This is a genomic window from Collinsella aerofaciens (assembly GCF_028209395.1).
In the GTDB taxonomy this organism is placed as follows: Bacteria; Actinomycetota; Coriobacteriia; order Coriobacteriales; family Coriobacteriaceae; genus Collinsella; species Collinsella aerofaciens_AZ.
In genome coordinates this window covers 71280-89251 of the sequence record NZ_JAQLDQ010000004.1, presented here as the reverse complement: position 1 = coordinate 89251, position 17972 = coordinate 71280, and the positions used below count along the sequence as shown (strand labels likewise).

The 17972-nt window shown below is 60.0% G+C and carries 20 protein-coding genes; 18 read left to right on the top strand and 2 right to left on the bottom strand.

Going from position 1 to position 17972, the window contains the following annotated elements; all coding sequences use genetic code 11:
* Positions 1-7: 7 nt before the first annotated feature.
* From PMW67_RS03245 to PMW67_RS03230, 4 genes are read left to right on the top strand one after another with little or no spacing between them, the layout of a single operon-like run.
* Positions 8-595: a hypothetical protein gene (locus PMW67_RS03245; RefSeq protein ID WP_124786221.1), complete on the top strand. Its 588-nt coding sequence runs from the start codon at positions 8-10 to the stop codon at positions 593-595.
* On the top strand, positions 588-965 hold the full coding sequence (locus PMW67_RS03240; protein ID WP_117629310.1) for an ATP-binding protein: 378 nt from the start codon (positions 588-590) through the stop codon (positions 963-965). Before PMW67_RS03245 ends, PMW67_RS03240 begins: the two co-directional genes overlap by 8 nt.
* Position 966: 1 nt before the next feature.
* Entirely contained in the window at positions 967-1758 is a 792-nt protein-coding gene (locus PMW67_RS03235) for an RNA polymerase sigma factor SigF (RefSeq protein ID WP_117790364.1), read from the top strand.
* A complete protein-coding gene (locus PMW67_RS03230) occupies positions 1755-3167 on the top strand; it encodes an AI-2E family transporter (protein ID WP_271738736.1) in 1413 nt (470 codons plus the stop codon). The genes PMW67_RS03235 and PMW67_RS03230 overlap by 4 nt, the downstream gene beginning before the upstream one ends.
* 6 nt (positions 3168-3173) lie before the next feature.
* Here PMW67_RS03230 and PMW67_RS03225 read toward each other — a convergent pair whose 3' ends face one another.
* A complete protein-coding gene (locus PMW67_RS03225) occupies positions 3174-3413 on the bottom strand; it encodes a hypothetical protein (protein WP_124786219.1) in 240 nt (79 codons plus the stop codon).
* Positions 3414-3610: 197 nt separating this feature from the next.
* Here PMW67_RS03225 and alaS point away from each other — a divergent pair, with 197 nt between their 5' ends.
* The 14 genes from alaS to PMW67_RS03155 all read left to right on the top strand — a co-directional run bounded on the left by alaS (position 3611) and on the right by PMW67_RS03155 (position 16807).
* Positions 3611-6268, top strand: a complete 2658-nt coding sequence (gene alaS, locus PMW67_RS03220) for an alanine--tRNA ligase (protein ID WP_118225837.1) — start codon at positions 3611-3613, stop codon at positions 6266-6268.
* A 17-nt stretch (positions 6269-6285) separates the two neighbouring features.
* Entirely contained in the window at positions 6286-6714 is a 429-nt protein-coding gene (gene ruvX, locus PMW67_RS03215) for a Holliday junction resolvase RuvX (RefSeq protein WP_035138185.1), read from the top strand.
* Positions 6707-8140 (top strand): endolytic transglycosylase MltG, encoded by a 1434-nt coding sequence (gene mltG / locus PMW67_RS03210; protein ID WP_231500808.1) that lies wholly within the window; start codon positions 6707-6709, stop codon positions 8138-8140. Before ruvX ends, mltG begins: the two co-directional genes overlap by 8 nt.
* A 1-nt stretch (position 8141) precedes the next feature.
* Positions 8142-8639, top strand: coding sequence for a YqeG family HAD IIIA-type phosphatase (locus PMW67_RS03205; RefSeq protein ID WP_099431674.1), 498 nt, complete (start codon positions 8142-8144; stop codon positions 8637-8639).
* A gap of 8 nt (positions 8640-8647) precedes the next feature.
* Positions 8648-9181, top strand: coding sequence for a shikimate kinase (locus PMW67_RS03200; protein WP_117736305.1), 534 nt, complete (start codon positions 8648-8650; stop codon positions 9179-9181).
* A complete protein-coding gene (locus PMW67_RS03195; protein WP_117790358.1) occupies positions 9178-10287 on the top strand; it encodes a hypothetical protein in 1110 nt (369 codons plus the stop codon). Before PMW67_RS03200 ends, PMW67_RS03195 begins: the two co-directional genes overlap by 4 nt.
* Before the next feature lie 132 nt (positions 10288-10419).
* A complete protein-coding gene (locus tag PMW67_RS03190; RefSeq protein ID WP_271738735.1) occupies positions 10420-11550 on the top strand; it encodes a M24 family metallopeptidase in 1131 nt (376 codons plus the stop codon).
* Between the two features lie 160 nt (positions 11551-11710).
* Positions 11711-12274, top strand: coding sequence for an elongation factor P (gene efp, locus PMW67_RS03185; protein WP_006233983.1), 564 nt, complete (start codon positions 11711-11713; stop codon positions 12272-12274).
* A 24-nt stretch (positions 12275-12298) separates the two neighbouring features.
* Positions 12299-12661, top strand: a complete 363-nt coding sequence (locus PMW67_RS03180; RefSeq protein WP_117629319.1) for an Asp23/Gls24 family envelope stress response protein — start codon at positions 12299-12301, stop codon at positions 12659-12661.
* Between the two features lie 3 nt (positions 12662-12664).
* Positions 12665-13252: a transcription antitermination factor NusB gene (gene nusB / locus PMW67_RS03175; protein ID WP_271738734.1), complete on the top strand. Its 588-nt coding sequence runs from the start codon at positions 12665-12667 to the stop codon at positions 13250-13252.
* Between the two features lie 2 nt (positions 13253-13254).
* Positions 13255-13494, top strand: a complete 240-nt coding sequence (locus tag PMW67_RS03170; RefSeq protein WP_006233978.1) for an exodeoxyribonuclease VII small subunit — start codon at positions 13255-13257, stop codon at positions 13492-13494.
* Positions 13495-13528: 34 nt separating this feature from the next.
* Positions 13529-14332 carry a TlyA family RNA methyltransferase gene (locus PMW67_RS03165; protein WP_271738760.1) on the top strand — a complete coding sequence of 268 codons (804 nt, stop codon included), beginning with the start codon at positions 13529-13531 and terminating at the stop codon, positions 14330-14332.
* Positions 14329-15189 carry an NAD(+)/NADH kinase gene (locus tag PMW67_RS03160; protein WP_117758136.1) on the top strand — a complete coding sequence of 287 codons (861 nt, stop codon included), beginning with the start codon at positions 14329-14331 and terminating at the stop codon, positions 15187-15189. Before PMW67_RS03165 ends, PMW67_RS03160 begins: the two co-directional genes overlap by 4 nt.
* Positions 15179-16807 (top strand): DNA repair protein RecN, encoded by a 1629-nt coding sequence (locus PMW67_RS03155; RefSeq protein WP_271738733.1) that lies wholly within the window; start codon positions 15179-15181, stop codon positions 16805-16807. Before PMW67_RS03160 ends, PMW67_RS03155 begins: the two co-directional genes overlap by 11 nt.
* Before the next feature lie 60 nt (positions 16808-16867).
* Here the strand turns inward: PMW67_RS03155 and PMW67_RS03150 are convergent, their stop codons facing one another.
* The gene (locus PMW67_RS03150; RefSeq protein ID WP_117806188.1) at positions 16868-17725 is read right to left on the bottom strand and encodes a MurR/RpiR family transcriptional regulator; all 858 of its coding nucleotides are present in this window, start codon (positions 17723-17725) and stop codon (positions 16868-16870) included.
* Positions 17726-17972: the final 247 nt, after the last annotated feature.

Here is a 17972-nt window from a genome sequence, read left to right as displayed (position 1 = left end):
GGCTTGTATGAGTCCCATTCAAATCGCCCTGCTGGTGCTCGCCGTTGCCGGCGTGTGGGCTGTTGTCGAGCTCGCGCTCACGCTGCGCAAGACCCGCACCGTCGTCGACTCGCTCGACAAGACGGTGAGTGACCTTAACAATACGCTCGCCGAGGCACAGCCCGTGGTGGCAAAGCTCGATGGCGCCGTTGACGAGCTTACGCCGGCACTTGCCCAGGTTGAGCCGCTCCTCAAGTCGAGCAAGACTGCCGTTGATGCTCTGACGTCTAACCTCGTTGAGGTTGAGGCGGTCGTTCGCGACATCTCCGAGGTCACGGGCAGCGTGGCCGAGGCTAGCAATGCCGTATCGAGCGTGACTGATTCTGCTGCTGGCGCCGTGCAGAAGCTCTTCAATAAGGTGAAGGCTCCTGCAGCCGACGCCGATCGCAAGCTCGCCGCTGCCGCCGCCGAGGCCGAGCAGCCTACTGAGCGCGTTCTGATTGACGATGACGATGCCGCTGCTGACGACGATGATGTTCAGAAGCCCGCTGCTAAGCCTGCTCAGTATTACACCTATACGCCTGCCGAGACCTCCGAGGAGTCCTGCGATGAGTAGTGAAGCAACCTGCCCCATTACGCTGAGCGTTGCCGGTGATCCGCGTCTCGCGCGCTTGGTGCGCATGACGGCCGCCAACGTCGGCGCCCTGTGCTCTATGTCCGTCGATCGCATCGAGGATATCCGCATGGCTGCCGAGGAAGCCTTCATCTTTGGGTGCACCGCGGTCGACTGCGACGACATCACGATCAATTTCGATGTGGACGAATCTCACGTCGGCATGACCTTTACCTTTGGGGAACAGGCCACCGTCGACGAGGATGACCAGGCTGCTGTGTATGCCGAGCTCATTCTTGCAAGCGTGTGCGATTCCTACGAAAAGACTGCGGCGCCTCTAACGCTTTCCCTCGACCTCAAGGCGGATATCTAATATGACCGAACGTTCCCGGAGCGGCAAGACCGCTTGGGACAAGGAGAAAACCCGCGAGCTGTTTCGTCGTTATAAGGAGACCGGTGATCCGGATGCTCGCGAGCAGCTCGTCATGTCCCATATGAACCTGGTAAGGTTTCTTGCCAACAAATTTAAGAACCGCGGCGAGCCGCTCGATGACCTTTTGCAGGTCGGCTATTTGGGCCTGCTCAAGGCTATCGACCGCTTTGACCCTGAGCGCGGGCTCGAGTTCACGACGTTTGCCACACCTACTATTATGGGTGAGATTAAGCGTCATTTCCGCGACAAGGGCTGGAGCGTGCGCGTGCCCCGTCGTTTGCAGGAGCTCTCGGCCAAGGTCAACCAGGCTACCGATAAGCTCACCAACGAGCTGCAGCGTTCGCCCAAGGTTGAGGAAATCGCCGAATACCTGGACGTGACCGTCGACGAGGTGCTCGAAGCCATGGAATCGTCCTCGGCTTACACCTCGGTGCCCATCGAGGCCCCCGGTGCGTCCGATTCCGATGATGCGCCTTCGATTCTCGATCGCTATGCCGACGACGACAACGAGCTCGACTTTACCGATGACCGCCTGGTAATCGAGGAAGCCATCCGCGATTTCTCGCCGCGCGAGCGCGAGGTTATCGAGCTGCGCTTCGTTAAGGGCATGACCCAGATCGAGATTGCCAAGAAGCTTGGCATCTCGCAGGTGCAGGTCTCGCGCCTGCTGCGCCGTACCCTTAAGAAGATTCAAGATAAGATTGACCCCGACGGAGTGATGATTCGTTCATGAGTGAGCACCCCCAACAAATCGACCGCACGCTTCGCGATACCCGCATTCTGACGCTGCGCATTTGGGGCGTCGTCGGCTGCATTGTCATCGCTGCCGTCATCTTTAACCTTATGGGCATCCTGGCACCGGTCATCGAGTTTCTCGCTGTCGGTTCCATCATCGCTTTTGTGATGTCTCCGATCACCAACTGGCTCGAGCATCACGGTGTCGGACGTGGCCTCGGTTCGCTCATCGCACTCATTGTGGTTGTTGCCGTGCTCGTCGGCGTCGTCTGCATCCTATCGCCTATTTTGCTCGGTCAAATCATGGAAGTCCTGAGCCGCCTGCCCGAGCAGCTTCGTGTTGCGGGTGGCGATCTCAACGAGATGCTCTCGCACGCTAAGACGCTCAACAACACGCCGCTCAAGGAGTATCTGGACGACAATCTTTCTTCGTTGGTTACCGTAGCGTCCAAGTACGTCTCGCAAATCGCTGCTGAGCTCGGCCGCGGTGTGTTTCCGCTCATTACCAACACGGCCTCGCAGCTGTTCGTCATCTTCCTGGGTCTGGTGCTTGCCTACTGGCTTGCCTGCGATTATCCCCGCATGCACCACGAGGTCTGCACCATCATCGGGCAGGAAAAGGAGACCTCGTACCGCTTTATGGTGGCCATCCTTTCGCGTTCGGTCGGCGGCTACATGCGTGGCATGGTCATCACATCGATCTGTGGCGGTTTTCTTGCCTTTATTGGTTTTACGATCATCGGCCATCCGTATGCAGCACTCATGGCTATCTTTACCGGCATTATGCACCTGGTTCCGGTTGTCGGTCCCTGGGTGAGTGCGGCGATCGCCACGGTGTTCGGCTTTATGTTCAGCCCCATGCTGGCGTTGTGGACGCTTGTCGTGACCATGGTGGCTCAAAACGTCACCGATAATGTCATTTCGCCTAAGGTCATGCAGAGCTCGGTGCAGGTGCATCCCGTTATGAGCCTGACGGCTCTCGTTATCGGTTCGGCACTCATGGGTCCCATCGGCATGGTTATCGCCATTCCGCTGTGCGCGGCCCTCAAGGGCATTTTCGTCTACTACTTTGAGAACGAGACCGGGCGTCAGCTCGTGGCATACGATGGCGCCGTGTTTAAGGGCACTCCGTATCGCGATACCGAGGGTAACCCAGTTGCCGCCTACGACGCGCTTGGCGACGATACGTTCATCTATGAGTCCGAGCTCATCGGCAACGAGACCGCGCCCGAGGCCAAGGCCATGCCCAAGCCCGAGCTCGATAATCCCTGGATTAAGCTCTCAGGCCTGCAGCCCGACGCGACGGGTTTCTTTAAGAACCCCTTTGCCAAGGACGACGACACAAGCTCTGACGACGACACCAAAACCGGCATCGACGGCTCCATGGACGATTCGGATTCCAAATAGGCCCTGTTAGCGTTTCTTGATGTTGTAAATAACAATAAACGCGATCAAAGTGATTGATAAGGGGCCAGCCACATAGAAAAAGATGGCGTCAATTGCGCTTAGGGTGTAATACGCTTTATCGCCAGATGTTACTGCGTACAATGCGTAGCCAAATCTCGGCTGGTTCACATACCAGCTCGAGTAAGCGAAGATTGCTAAAAGGGCTACCGAGGTTAGTGCATTCACGACAAACCGTTTGCTATTCATCGATCGCTCCTTCCGGACGATTCTTATATGCAATTATACCGAAATCATTTTTTTTCAAAGTATTTGACAGACCTAAATAACGTGCACTTTCGCTGGAGGGTCGCTGTTTGGCGGCCCTCTTTTTTGCACAGGTGCGGTGGGATGGTAATATCGTTACGTTTGAACTGTTTCGATGTGAAACCGAGGAGATTCCCTCTATGAGTGCTGACTACCCGTCAATGACTACGGCCGAGATTCGCTCTAAGTTCCTCAACTTCTTTGAGGAGCGCGGTCTTAAGCTCTATCCTTCTTCGTCCCTCGTCCCCGACGATCCTTCGCTGTTGCTTGCCAACGCCGGCATGAATCAGTTTAAGGAGTACTACCAGGGCAAGAAGACCATGAAGGAGATCGGCGCGATCTCCTGCCAGAAGTGCGTCCGCACCAACGACATCGATTGCATCGGCGAGGACGGCCGTCACCTGTCCTTCTTTGAGATGCTCGGCGACTTCTCCTTTGGCGGCGTCTCCAAGCAGCAGGCCTGCGCTTGGGCCTTTGAGCTCATCACCAAGGAGTTCAAGCTGCCGCTCGATCGCCTGTACTTCACCGTCTTTACCGAGGACGACGAGACCCATGACGTATGGCGCTCCCTGGGCGTTGCCGAGGACCACATCTCCCGCTTGGGCGAGGACGACAACTTCTGGGCCGCTGGCCCCACCGGTCCCTGCGGTCCGTGCTCTGAGATCTACTTTGACATGGGCGAGGAGGTCGGTTGCGGCAGCCCCGACTGCAAGCCTGGCTGCGACTGCGATCGCTTCCTTGAGTTCTGGAACCTCGTGTTTACCCAGTACGACCGCCAGGAGGATGGCTCCATGCCGGAGCTGCCGCACCGCAACCTCGATACGGGCATGGGTCTGGAGCGCATGGCCGCCATCATGCAGCACAAGACCGCTAATTACGACGGCGATCTGATGCAGCACCTCATCAAGCTGGGCGAGAAGATCAGCGGCAAGACCTATGACGCCGACGATTACTCCGGTGCCAGCCGCTCCCTGCGCATCATCGCGGATCACTCTCGTGCCGTCGACTTTATGATCTCGGACGGCATTCTCCCCGGTAACGAGGGTCGCGAGTACGTCCTTCGCCGCCTGCTCCGCCGTGCCGTGTTCCACGGTCGCCTGCTGGGCATCGAGGGCGCCTTCCTGACCAAGTTCATTGATGAGGTCAACGCCCAGATGGGCGAGGCCTATCCCGAGCTGCTCAAGAACGTCGCGCTCGTCAAGGGTATCGTCGCTTCCGAGGAGGAGCGTTTCTCCACGACGCTCGACAACGGTCGCGTCTACCTGGACGAGGCCCTGGCCGCGCTTGCCGAGGGTGCTGTCCTTCCGGGCGACGTTGCCTTTAAGCTGCACGACACCTTTGGTTTCCCCATCGACCTGACCGTCGAGATCGCCGGCACCGCTGGCCACGACGTCGACATGGACGGCTTCACCGCCTGCATGGAGGACCAGAAGGCCCGCGCCCGCGCCAATGCCAAGGGCGACGCCTGGGGCAGCTTCAACGACGTGTGGGTCGAACTTTCCGACAAGGTCGCCGCGACTGAGTTCGACGGCTATGACAACGATGCGATCGTAGGCGCCAAGGTTGTTGCCATCGTGCGCAACGTCGAGTCCGTCGAGTCCGCTGCCGCCGGCGAGGACGTCGAGGTCGTGCTCGACCGCACCCCGTTCTACGCCGAGATGGGTGGCCAGCAGGGCGATGCCGGCGAGCTTTTCGCCGAGGGCGTTGCGCTGACCGTTTCCGATACCAAGAACCACAATGGCCTGTATGCTCACGTCGCCCACGTTGCCGAGGGCACATTGACCGTCGGTGCTACCGTGACCGCCGCGCTCGACGCCGAGCGCCGTGGTTTCCTGCGCCGCAACCACACCGCCACCCACCTGCTCGACGCTGCGCTTAAGCAGGTCCTGGGCGAGCATGTCTCCCAGGCTGGCTCGCTGGTGACGCCCGAGCACCTGCGCTTTGACTTCACGCACTTCGAGGCCCTGTCCTCCGAGCAGCTCAAGGCTGTCGAGGACCTGGTTAACCAGCAGATCTTCGCCTCCAAGCCGGTCGTGACCCGCGTCATGGGCATCGACGAGGCCAAGGCCGCCGGTGCTGTCGCCCTGTTTGGCGAGAAGTATGGCGACGTCGTCCGCGTTGTCTCCGTGGGCGCCGAGGACCAGCCGTTCTCCCGTGAGCTCTGCGGTGGCACCCATGCCGCCAACACCGCCGAGATCGGCCTGTTCAAGATCATTTCCGAGTCCTCTACGGGCTCCAACGTCCGCCGTATTGAGGCCGTGACCTCTAAGGGTGCTCTCGACTACATGGCCGACCGTCTGGCGCTCGTCGACGCCGCCGCTGCTGCGCTCAAGTGCCGCGTGGATGAGGTTCCCGCCCGCGTGGAGAACCTGCAGGCCGAGCTGCGCGAGACTTCCAACAAGCTCAAGAAGGCACTGACCGGTGGCTCCTCCGACGCTATCTCCAGCGCCATCGAGGGCGCCGTCGAGCTCGACGGCTACAAGCTCGTCGTCGCTGAGCTCCAGGGCCTTGAGGCTGCCGACCTGCGCAACGTCTGGGATACCGTGCACCAGAAGGTCGCCGGTCCTGTCGCCTGCGTCGTCGCCAGCGTGACCGAGAAGGGCACCCCGGCCCTGCTCGCCGCCGGCTCCGATGACGCCGTCAAGGCCGGTTTCCACGCCGGTAACGTGATCAAGCAGATCGCGGGCCTGGTCGACGGTCGCGGTGGCGGCCGTCCCAACATGGCCCAGGCCGGTGGCAAGAACGCCGCCGGCATCGCCGATGCCCTCGCGGCCGCTAAGACCGCGCTCGGCGCCTAAGAATCTAGGTAGTCGCTGTGGTCGCGCTTGCGCTGGACATAGGGGAGACCAGGATCGGCATCGCCGTCTCGAGCCGTGATGGCAAGATGGCGATGCCTGTCAAGGTGCTCCCGGCTGCAGAGGTCACCGGTATGGCCAAGACGTTCCGCTACCTGGTTGAGGACTATGAGCCCGATATCCTGGTAAGTGGGCGTCCCCTGACCATGGCCGGTGAGCCCGGTCCCCAGGCCGAGCGCGTTGCCGCTGTTGCGCAAAAGATTGCCGACGAGCTCGATCTTCCGTTGGAGTTTGAGGACGAGCGCCTGTCCTCGCAAGAGGCAAAGCGTATCCTGCGCGAGCAGGGCCTCAACGAAAAGCAGATGAGGGGCAAGATTGACATGATTGCCGCCAGCCTGTTTTTGCAGACGTGGCTTGATCGTAAAAACGAGGAGGTTTCGCATGCCTAGCGCTTCCGATCCGCGCCAGCCGAATTGTACACGTCAGTCGGCGTCGCGCCCTGCCCAGCCTGGCCAGCGTCCGGCACAGCCGACCCAGCGCGCAGCTCAGTCTGCCGCGCGCCCGGTGCAGTCCTCCTCTCGTTCGGCCCAACCTGTTCAACGGACGGGTCAGCAGCCTTCTGCTCGTTCGGTTCAGTATCCGGCTTCTCACGCGGCTCAGCAGCCCACTGCTCGTTCGGCTCAGCCTGCAGGCGGTGCTCGCTTTAAGCAACAGGCACCTACCCAGCGAACGCAGGCCCCCCAATCGCATTCGCATCACGCTCGCGGGTCGCATGGCGTTGCTCCGGCGACTCGCTCGAGCTACAACACGCATGCTCGTCGCGGTGCTCAAAAGAAGAGTTCTCCGGTTCCTATGATCATCGGCGTTGTGGTGGCCGTAATCGCGCTTGCTACTATCGCTTTCTTTGTCGTACCTGCCGTTAAGGGCTTCTTTGCCGGTGAGGATGCGAAAGTCGCTGCTGGCCAGCAAGTTACGGTGACCATTCCCGACGGTGCTTCGGGCGATACGATCGCCTCGATTCTCTCCGAGAACCATATCGTCGAAAATCCCAAGGATTACTACGCGGCGGTGAAAAAGCTTAACGCCGATATGTCGCTTAAGCCTGGCACCTACTCGTTCACCACACTCATGGATGCGACCAAGGTTGTTCAGCAGCTCATGGAAGGCCCCAACGCGGGCTCCAATGCGCTGACTATCCCTGAGGGTCTGACAGTCGATCAAGTCGCCGATCGCGTGGCCCAGGCCTACGACAGCATCTCTAAGGAAGACTTCCTCAACCAGGCCAAGGCCTCCAACTACGTGGACGACTATAGCTTCCTTAAGGGCGCCGCCAACGACTCGCTCGAGGGTTTCTTGTTCCCCAAGACCTATTCGTTGGGTGATTCGCCGACGGCCGATGACGTGATTCGCGCCATGCTCGATCAGTTTAAGACCGAGTACAAGTCGCTTGACTTTGCGAGCTGCGAAGCCAAGATCAAGGAGCGCTACGGTGTGGAGATGTCCGACTACGACATCGTCAACTTGGCCTCTATCGTTGAGCGCGAGGGCCTCAACGCCGATCAACGTGCACACGTGGCCTCGGTCTTCTACAACCGCCTTGCCGGCAAGCTCGACGGTCTGCGCTATCTCAACAGCGATGCGACCATGATGTATGTCACCGGTGGCGAGGTTACCGCCGACGACCTGCAGAGCGATAGCCCGTATAACACCTATAAGCACGAGGGCCTGCCACCCACGCCCATCTGCTCTCCGTCGCTCGAGGCACTCAAGGCCACGCTTGAGCCAACCGACTCCGATGACCTGTATTTCTACATTACGCAGGACGAGGAGTACTTCTCGCAAACCTACGAAGAGCATCAACTGTCTTGGAATTAGCATGAGGATTTTTAGCCCCAAACGATACGTTGCCTCGGTCGATCGCATCGACCTTGATACCCTGTGGGCCGACGGCAAACGCGCCATTCTGCTCGATCGCGATAACACTCTGGTTCCGCGCGACACCGAGCAGGTTCCCGCCGCGGTTTCCGCTTGGCTCGATACCGCCCGCGCCAAAGGCTTTAAGCTGTGCATGGTGTCCAACAACTGGCATCGCGATCAGGTCATGAGCTCTGCACGCGAGCTGGGACTCGAGGCCATCAGCCACGCCATGAAGCCCGCCCCGTTTGCCTTGAAGGCGGGTCTTAAGCGCCTTGGCGCCACGGCAGACGAGGCGGTGCTGATCGGCGATCAGCTGTACACGGACGTGTGGAGCGGTAACTTTGCCGGCGTTGACACTATTCTGGTCAAGCCGCAGGCAACCCAGGACCTGTGGTACACGCAGATCTTCCGTATCTTTGAGCGCCGGGCCCTGCGCGACCTTCCCTGCGAGGAATAGGTTTCGCCATGTCTCAGCACATCAAACACGGCTGCGACCATATCTTCTTTATCGGCTTTTTGGGCGCGGGCAAATCGACGCTCGCGCGCAACGTCGGCACTATGTTCAAGCGGCGTTTTATCGATACCGATCGTTTGGTTGTGCGTCGATGTGGCAAGTCGGTGACCGAGATATTTGAGACCGAGGGCGAGGATCGTTTTCGCGAGCTTGAGACCTCGGCACTCCGTTCGCTTCAAAGCGAGCGCAGCCTGCTGGTGTCGTGCGGGGGTGGCATCGTCGAGACGCCGGTGAACATTGAGCTGATGCATGAGATGGGTATATGCGTGTACCTCGAAGGCGACTTTGAGGACTCGTTGCGCCAGATTCGCCGCTCCGATACCCGGCCCGATTTCCGCTCGCCCGAGCACGCTGCGCGCCTGTTTGAGCATCGCCGTCCGCTGTATCGCCAGGCCGCCGATATTACCCTTGATATTCGCAACAAGTCCTTCGAGGACGTTTCCTACCTTTGTGCCGAGATGCTTTTGGAGCGTGGACTGCTATGATTCGCCGTCAACTTATCAATTTCCAAAACCGCAGTGTCGATGTCCGCGTTGGATTGGGCGCGTTCGAGGAGCTGTCGCGCATGTTTGCCTCGGCCGTGGGCAAGCCTAAGCGCGCGATGGTGGTTTGGAACGACGCTACATCCGAGCGTTTTGGCGAGGTCGTCGAGCATGCGCTGGTCGACGCCGGTTTTGCCGTGTCGCTGCTCGTCCTCGAGGTTTCTCCTGCCGGTGCTACGCTGGCCGATGCCGATACCGTCTTTGGCGCCCTGTCGGCTAACGGCATTACCTGCGACGATCTCGTTGTCGCTGTCGGTGACACGGCGACCTGCTCGGTCGTTTGTTGGTGTGCCAATCAGTGGTGCGGTCGCACCGAGTGCGCCTTGCTGCCGACGACGTTCGACGCCATGCTCACGGTTGCGACGACCATGAAGCCGCTTGTCGCCTCGTCGACGAATGCGCTTCCCGCTATCGCGTTCCGTCCCGAGCCGGGCTTGGTCGTGTGCGACCTCGACCTTGTTCGCGAGGCGGACCCCGAGGACCTCAAGCTCGGCTATGCGGTACTTGTTGGCACCATGCTTTCGAGCAGCAAGTCCCGCTGGAATCAGTTTACTGAGACCGTCCCCGAGATTCTTGCGGGCGAGGAGGTCGCGCTCGTCAATGCCGTTCAGTGGTCTCAGACTGCCCGTAAGGACGTACTGATGGCCACGAACCCGAGCGCCCGCCATGCGCTCGATTTTGGCAAGATGGGGGAGCGTACCCTGCGCGCCTGCCTGGGTAAAGCCGCGGCGCAGGTTCCTGCCTACCAGCTGCTGTCTGAGGGCATGCGCTTTGAGGCGCGCTTAGCACATGATGCCTGCGACTTTGATATCGATTACGTCTTTGAGGTCGATGACTGCCTGGAGGACTTTGGTATCGAGGAGCTTGCCTTCGATCTGGAGCCTGCCTCATATATCGAGGAGTTCCGCAGGCAGCAGTTTGACCGCTCGAACCGTAGTATGTTGCCGCTGCCCGCGGCACTCGGCGCCATTCGTCTAACGAGCGTTGAGGACGAGGTCCTCGACCGCCATGCTCACGCCTACTTGGCTTCTCGCAAAGAACTTCTCTAGGATTTATTGACATACATCGTCTTTCGTATCATGTTGAGGGGCGGGTTTCCAATCGGTTGCGAATCGCGCGCGATTCCGTCGTTCGGTTGAGACCCGTTCCGTCTTTATAGAGACAACAAGAAAGGAATCTGCATGTCAGAGTTTGCTGCCGGTCCTGCCGGTCGTATCGAGCGTGTCCGTGCCCTGATGGTTGAGCGTGGCTACGACGCTATCGTGGTGCGCGACGAGGCCAACCTTCGTTGGCTTACGGGCGTCAAGGGCGTCTTCGATTACACCTTCGAGTTCCCGCATGCTGCGTTTATTACGGCCGACCAGTGCCTGTTCCATACCGACTCGCGCTATCTCAACAGCTTTGAGGAGAACACGCCCGCCGGCAGCCCCTGGGTCTACGACATGGACGAGGGCACCATCCCCGGTTGGGTCGCCGGCAAGATCGCGGCCAACAAGTGCCGCGTCTGCGCTGTCGAGGACGACATGCAGATCAATTTCTACCAGGGTATTCAGCGTGGCCTGGAGGACCGCTCCGTTGCCTGCATGCTGCCGCTGATGCATGACGACATCCGTAAGATGCGCGCCATCAAGGACGCCGAGGAGATCGAGCTCATGCGCCACGCGCAGTCGATCACCGACGCCGCCTTCCAGCACATGCTCGGCTATATTAAGCCCGGTATGACCGAGAAGCAGGTTCGCAACGAGCTCGAGAACTTTATATTCGCCAACGGTGCCGACAGCCTGGCCTTTGGCTCCATCGTGGCGAGCGGCCCCAATACCGCCAACCCGCATGCCGTTCCGAGCGACCGCGTGATCGAGAAGGGCGACTTCGTCCTCATGGATTACGGCGCGGGCTACTGCGATTATCGTTCTGACATGACGCGCACCGTCGTGATGGGCGAGCCTACCCAGGAGCAGCTCGACCTGTACGCGCTCGTGCGCCGTACGCACGAGGAGTGCGTTGCCGCCATTCATCCGGGCGTCGAGGGCAACGACATTTTCAAGCTTTCCAAGAAGATCATTGGCGATGCCGGCTATGGCGATTACTACAACCATGGTCTGGGCCATGGCGTGGGCATTGACATCCACGAGCTGCCTAACTTCAACCGCAGCAAGAACATCATCGAGGTCGGCTCGGTTATCACCATGGAGCCCGGCGTGTACCTGCCCGGTGTGGGCGGCGTGCGCCTGGAGGACTACGGCGTGGTCACCGAGAACGGCTACGAGCCCTTCACCAAGACGCCGCATGACCTTCACGTCATCGATTGCTAGTCTACTTCGGTAGATAGTTTGGGGCGGGGCCTCCGGAGCAATTCGGACGCCCCGCGTTCTCTTTTTATGCGCTCGCTGCAGGCGCCGTCTGCAAGTGTATAATTTCGCTCGTATGTAATTTGGACGCTTGTGCGTTCTGCCCATAACAAGAAAGGTCGCTATGCCTACCATTTCTACCGCCGACTTCAAGAACGGCCTCGGTCTCCGCATTAAGGACAAGGTCTACACCATCGTCGAGTTCCAGCATGTCAAGCCGGGCAAGGGCGGCGCGTTTGTGCGCTACAAGACCCGCGACATCAAGAGCGGCCGCGTCGTCGAGAACACCTGCAACGCCGGCACCAAGTTCGAGAGCGTCATGCTCACCACCCGTGAGTTCCAGTACCTCTACAACGATGGCACCGACTACATCTTCATGGACAACGAATCCTATGAGCAGGTTCCCGTTCCCGAGGACATGGTGGGCGAGAACTCCAAGTGGCTGCGCGAGAACGACATCTGCCAGCTGCTCTTCGCCGACGATGAGCTCATGGGCGTGACTCCGCCGATGTTCATCGAGACCACCATCGTCCAGACCGACCCGGGCTTTAAGGGCGACACCGTCCAGGGTTCCACCAAGCCGGCCACGATCGACACCGGCGCTGTCATCCAGGTCCCCATGTACCTCAACGAGGGCGAGGTCATCAAGGTTGACACCCGCGACGGCAAGTTCGTCTCCCGCGTCTAGCAACCAACTCTTCTAGGAGGACTCATGCCCCAGGAAATCAAGATTGACGGCATCGGCATTTCGCCCGATGTTCTGACCGCCATCGTCTCGCGCGCCGTGTCCGATGTCGAGGGCATCGCCTCCGTTGGCGTCAAGGACCTTGCCACCAACCTTGTCTCCATGATGCTCTCGTCCAAGGCCCCGGCTTCCGAGCCGGCGGTCGAGACCGAGGTCGTCGGCGACAAGCTCGCACTCACCGTGCGCGTTGTGGTGTTCTTTGGCTATCCGTTCAAGAAACTCGCCGAGGCCGTTCGCGCTGCCGTGGTCGCTGCCATCGATGCCCAGGTGGGCGTTGAGGTCGAGCGCGTTGACGTTTGCATCGACGGCCTCGTTTTCCCCAAGGAGTAACCTTTGAGCCTTAAGGTTTATCGCGGGCGTACGCTTGCCCGCAGTCAGGCGCTGCAGCTGCTGTTCCAGGCCGAGGCCACGGACAGTCCGCTCGAGCGCGTCCTCGAGGGCGATTTCCTGATCTCGAAGGGCCCCCTCGACCCCTATGCGCTGGAGCTGTGCCGCGGTGCCTACGAGCATATCGATCGCATCGACTGTGCCCTGCGCGCCGTCGCCAAGAACTGGGATCTTATGCGCATGCCCGGCGCCGACCGCAATCTGCTGCGTATCGCCGTCTACGAGATGCGCTTCCTCACCGACGAAGAGGTCTCGGACGCTATCGTGATCAACGAGGCCGTCGAACTTGCCAAGGCCTATGGCATCGACCAGTCCGCGTCGTTCGTCAACGGCGTGCTGGGCAAGATCGCGCGCAGCGAGGAGTTGCCGGGCGAGGACCTGTACCAGGAACTGCTGGCCGAGGATCGCGCTCGCGAGGAGGCCCAGGCTGCTGAGGCTGCCGCCAAGGTCGCTGCCGCTCAGGCTACCGCCGGTGTACTTGCCGAGGATGTGGACGCTGCTGAGGCCGTCGAGTCCGACTCCGTCGAGGAGTAGCCATGCCAGAGGGTTCTGTCCGCAACTTTGACGAGATCTCGGACCGTCTGGACCAGATCATCGCTACCGTTCGCTCCAAGGATACGTCCTTGGAGCGTTCACTCGATCTGTTTGACGAAGCGATTGAGCTGGGCTCCCGCGCGGTCGATATGGTCGACAAGTTTGAGCTGACGCCGCGTGAGGCCGATAAGCTCGAGCAGGAATACGATGAGGATGCGGCAAACGAATCCCAGGATAGCTAGCCGCATCTCCGGATACGAATGGTTGATGGCATTCATGAAACGCGTGCGTCTTGATGACGAACTGATTTCACAGGGCATCTGCGCCGATCGCGCGGATGCCCTTCGCACTCTTATGGCCGGCTTGGTTTCGAGCGGCGGTGAGCGTTTGACCTCTCCGGGGCTCAAGGTGACGCCGGGCCTGCCGCTGCACGTGAAGGGGCGCATTCCGTACGTTGGGCGCGGCGGCCTTAAGCTTGAGGGTGCGCTCGATGCGTTTTGTATCGACCCCACGGGCCTTGCCTGCCTGGACGTAGGCTGCTCTACCGGCGGCTTTACCGATTGCCTGCTCAAACGCGGAGCTGCGACCGTTGTCTCGGTGGACGTTGGTCGCGCACAGTTCGATTGGTCGTTGCGTCAGGACGATCGCGTGACGCTGCATGAGCGCACCAACGTGACGCAGCTGCCTGAGCTTGGCTATGCCGGCGCCATCGACCTGGCTGTTTGTGATGTCTCGTTTACCAGCATCGCGAACATTATCGATGCGGTGCTGGCGTGCCTGAAGCCTTCGGGTTCGTTCTGCACGCTCGTAAAGCCCCAGTTTGAGGCGCCGGCTGCGCTGGTGGGCGAGCGCGGTATCGTGACCGACCCCGCCGTCCGCCGCGATACGCTCGTGGCGGCGATTGAGCTTTTTGCCGCCAAGGGCCTGTTTCCGCTTGACGTGTGCGTGTCGCCCATCCATGGCTCTAAGGGCAACGTTGAGTTTTTCCTGTACGGCACAAGGTTTGCCCCTGGTGAACGCACCGACGATGAGCTGCAATCCCAGGTATCGGCTTTGAGCGAGAAAGCTGCAACGCTATGAAGGTCTTTCTGGTTCCCAATTACTACAAGCAAGAGGCGGTCGAGAGCGGCCTGATGCTCGAGCTTTGGCTTTCGCGCCAGGGCTACGAGGTCGCATGGGCTGCCGACCAGCGATCGAAGATTCAAAGCACGCCTGATATTGATGGCTCAGATCTGGTCATTACGCTCGGCGGCGACGGTACGTTGCTGCGCGCTGCCCGCATCCTCAACCATCGCGAGATTCCTATCCTTGGTCTTTCCTATGGTCACCTGGGCTTTTTAACTGCTGCGAGCCCCGAGGAGCGCGACATTCTGCAGGTCGTGAGCGATGCTCTGTCCGGTGAGCTGCACGTGAGCCGCCGCGCCACCATCGCCGCGGATATCGTGTCCGTGCGCGACGATGGCACGAAGGATGTCGTGCGCACGTTTGCCCTCAACGATATGGCACTTACGCGCGGCCCCCTGTCCGATATGGTTGAGTTTGACATCACGGTGTCCGGCCATCATATCGATCGCCTGCGCGGCGACGGTGTCGTCGTTTCGACGGCGACCGGCTCCACCGGCTATGCGCTTTCCGCCGGCGGTCCCATTGTCAGCCCCGATTACACGGGTATGGTCTGTGTGCCCATCGCCCCGCATACCATTCAGGCTCGCGCTTTTTTGACCTCGCCGAGTGATGTCGTCGAGATCTTTATGTCTGATGACCGTCCGAGTGTTCCGGCGATCGCTATCGATGGACAGTTTATTACCTGCGATGGCACCGTTGAGAGCGTGGCGGTGCGTCGCGGTCCCGGAGATGTGCTGCTTCTCGATTACGGTCCCGAGAGCTTCTATAACTCCGTGAGCCGCGTGTTCTACGGAGTGCGTCATGATCGATGAGCTGCAGGTTTCCAACATTGCACTCATTCGCGAGGCGACGCTGGTGCCGAGTGCGGGCCTAACGGTTTTGACTGGCGAGACCGGTGCCGGCAAGACCGCGCTGCTCTCGGCGCTCAAGCTCATTTTGGGCGAGCGTGCAGATTCGTCGACCGTGCGCGAGGGAGAGGCGCTGGCGAGCGTCGAGGCACGCTTGTTCGACGGCCCGCACGACACGGAGGGCTTTACCGTGCAGCGCAGCCTTTCTGCCGAGGGTCGCAGCCGCGTCAAGATTGACGGCCGCATCGCCAGCGTGCGCGAGCTTTCCGAGCGCGTCGGCGTGATGATGGATCTGTGCGGCCAGCATGAACATCAGCGTCTGCTCGATCCGGCGCATCATGTTGCCATGGTTGATGCCTGGGCTGGTCGCTCTGCGCTCGAGGCGCTCGACCGTTACCGTGCCTGCTTCAAGGCGTCGCGTGCGGCTGCCAAGGAGGTCCGTCGCGTAGAGGAGGCGTCGCGTGCGCAGGGGAGTCGCGTCGAGGAGGCGCGCTTCGCCCTGGAGCGTATCGCCGAGGTCGACCCCAAGCCGGGTGAGTATGAGGAACTCGAGGAACTGCTGCCGCGCTCCGAACATGCCGAGGTACTGGTTGCCACAGCTAACGATGCCCATGCATCGCTTGCCGCCGAAGGTGGAGCGCTCGATGCCGTGAACAGCGCCGTGGCAGAGCTTTCCCGTATGGCTACCGTCGATCGCAAACTGGGCGACATTGCCGATGCGCTTTCGGATGCCTGCATCTCCCTTGAGGATAGCGCGAACGAGCTTCGTGCCTATCGCGATGGCGTCGCCTTCGACCCGCGCGAGCTCGCTCGCATGCGTGAGCGGTATTCCGATCTCAAGGGCCTGTTGCGTCAGTGGGGTCCCACCATGGACGATGTTTTTGCCATGCGCGATCGCTCGCAAGAGCTGATGTCCCTGGTCGATGATGGCGATGAACAGATCAAAAAGGCGCGTGAGGCACTCGGGAGCGCCGAGCGCGAGCTGTTCGCTGCCGCCAAGGCACTCAAGCGTGCGCGTAATACCGCTGCTCCGCGTTTTTGTCACGAGGTTGGCCGCCAAATGGCGCGCCTGGAGATGGGCGGCGCCGAGCTCGTTTGGGAGTCGCGTGATCTTCCGCGCGCCGAGTGGACGCCGGCGGGTCCTTCAAGCTACGAGCTTTTGTATCGCAGCGGTGTCGGCTTGACGCCGCGTCCCCTGCGCCGCATTGCCTCGGGCGGCGAGCTCAGCCGCGTCATGCTGGCGAGCAAGGTGGTCTTGGGTAATGCTGACGGCGTCGACACACTGGTATTTGACGAGGTCGATGCCGGTGTCGGCGGCTCCACGGCTCGTGCTCTTGCTGGTGTGCTGGCCGATCTTGCCGCTACGCATCAAGTGATTGTCGTAACCCACTTGGCGCAAGTCGCCGTCATGGCCGACAAGCATTATGTTGTCAGCAAGGAGCCGGGCGATGTTCCCCAGACGCATTTGGACGAGGTAACCGGCGAAGCGCGTACCGCCGAGATTGCCCGCATGTTGAGCGGCGATCAGTCCGAGGCAAGCTTGGCCCACGCAAAGCAGATGCTCGAAGAAGTTCGAGGCTAGGTCGTATCAGCGGTGTTGGTGGGACAAAATAGACTGAAATTTTTTGTCCCACTACGCGTTTTACTCAACGACCTTGTCCGGCTGGATGAGCTCCTCGTAGTAGCTGATATGTTCGCGAGCGTCTTCAATCTCGGGCAGCAGGAAGTTGTAGATAACTTCGATGATCATCGTGGCGCTGATCTTGGAGAACGCAAAGTCGCCCGTCGTCAGCAGCGCTTCGTGGTTGACGGTATTAAAAGTGTAGTCTGCCAGGCGCGCGAGCGGGGATTTGCTGTCGCTGCTGATGACGACTACGGTTGCGCCGCAGTCGCGAGCCGCTTTTGCCATGCGATTCAAACGGCGCGACTTGCCCGAGTTCGAAATCAGTACGATAACGTCACCCGGGCGTAACGTGAGCGCAAAACCAATCGAGGTCTCGCTTATGGTGCTCGCCATGCAGCGCAGGCCCAGCTGCGAAAACTTAAACGTCGCATCGAGCGCGACCGCGTTGGTATTGCCCACAGCCGCAAACTCAATAACCCCTGCATGCTTAAGGGCATGCACAACAGCCGCCAGCGTATCGTGGTCGATCCCGTCGATGGTCGCATTAAGCTCGCTCACCTTGGCAGCCAGGATGTTCTTGAGGCTCTGCTCCATATTGTCGAGCGAGACCTCGTCAGTCAGGCCCTCGTTGCGCTGGCTTTCCAAATCCCTCGCCAACGAAAACTGAAAGCTGCGGAAGCTGCCAAAGCCCAGCTTGCGGCAAAAGCGCGAAACCGTCGCCTCGGACGTGGCGGCGGCTCGTGAGAGCTGGGCGGCCGTCAGGCGCGGCGCCTCGGACTGGTGCTCCAATATATAGTCGACAATGCGCTGCTCGGACTCGCTGTATCCCTGGTGGGTACTAATGAGGGAAAGTGCGCTCTTGCTACTATCGGTCATGGATGGCTCCTGGTTGGCATGAAAATCTAACTTGATTTGCAATGCCATAGTATACGGGCATTTTCAATCACAAGATACACCTTGCCGTTTCAAGTGTTGATGGTAAACTTTCACTTACCGTTTACGGTTATGAAAGAACCTTTCACCGGAGAATTGCGCCTTGTCTCTTCTCACGCGGACGGTAGGTTGGTATCTTTCAGTTGTGGAAAAGCGCGCAAGGATGCGCGTGTAGGGGAGCGCCTGCGGG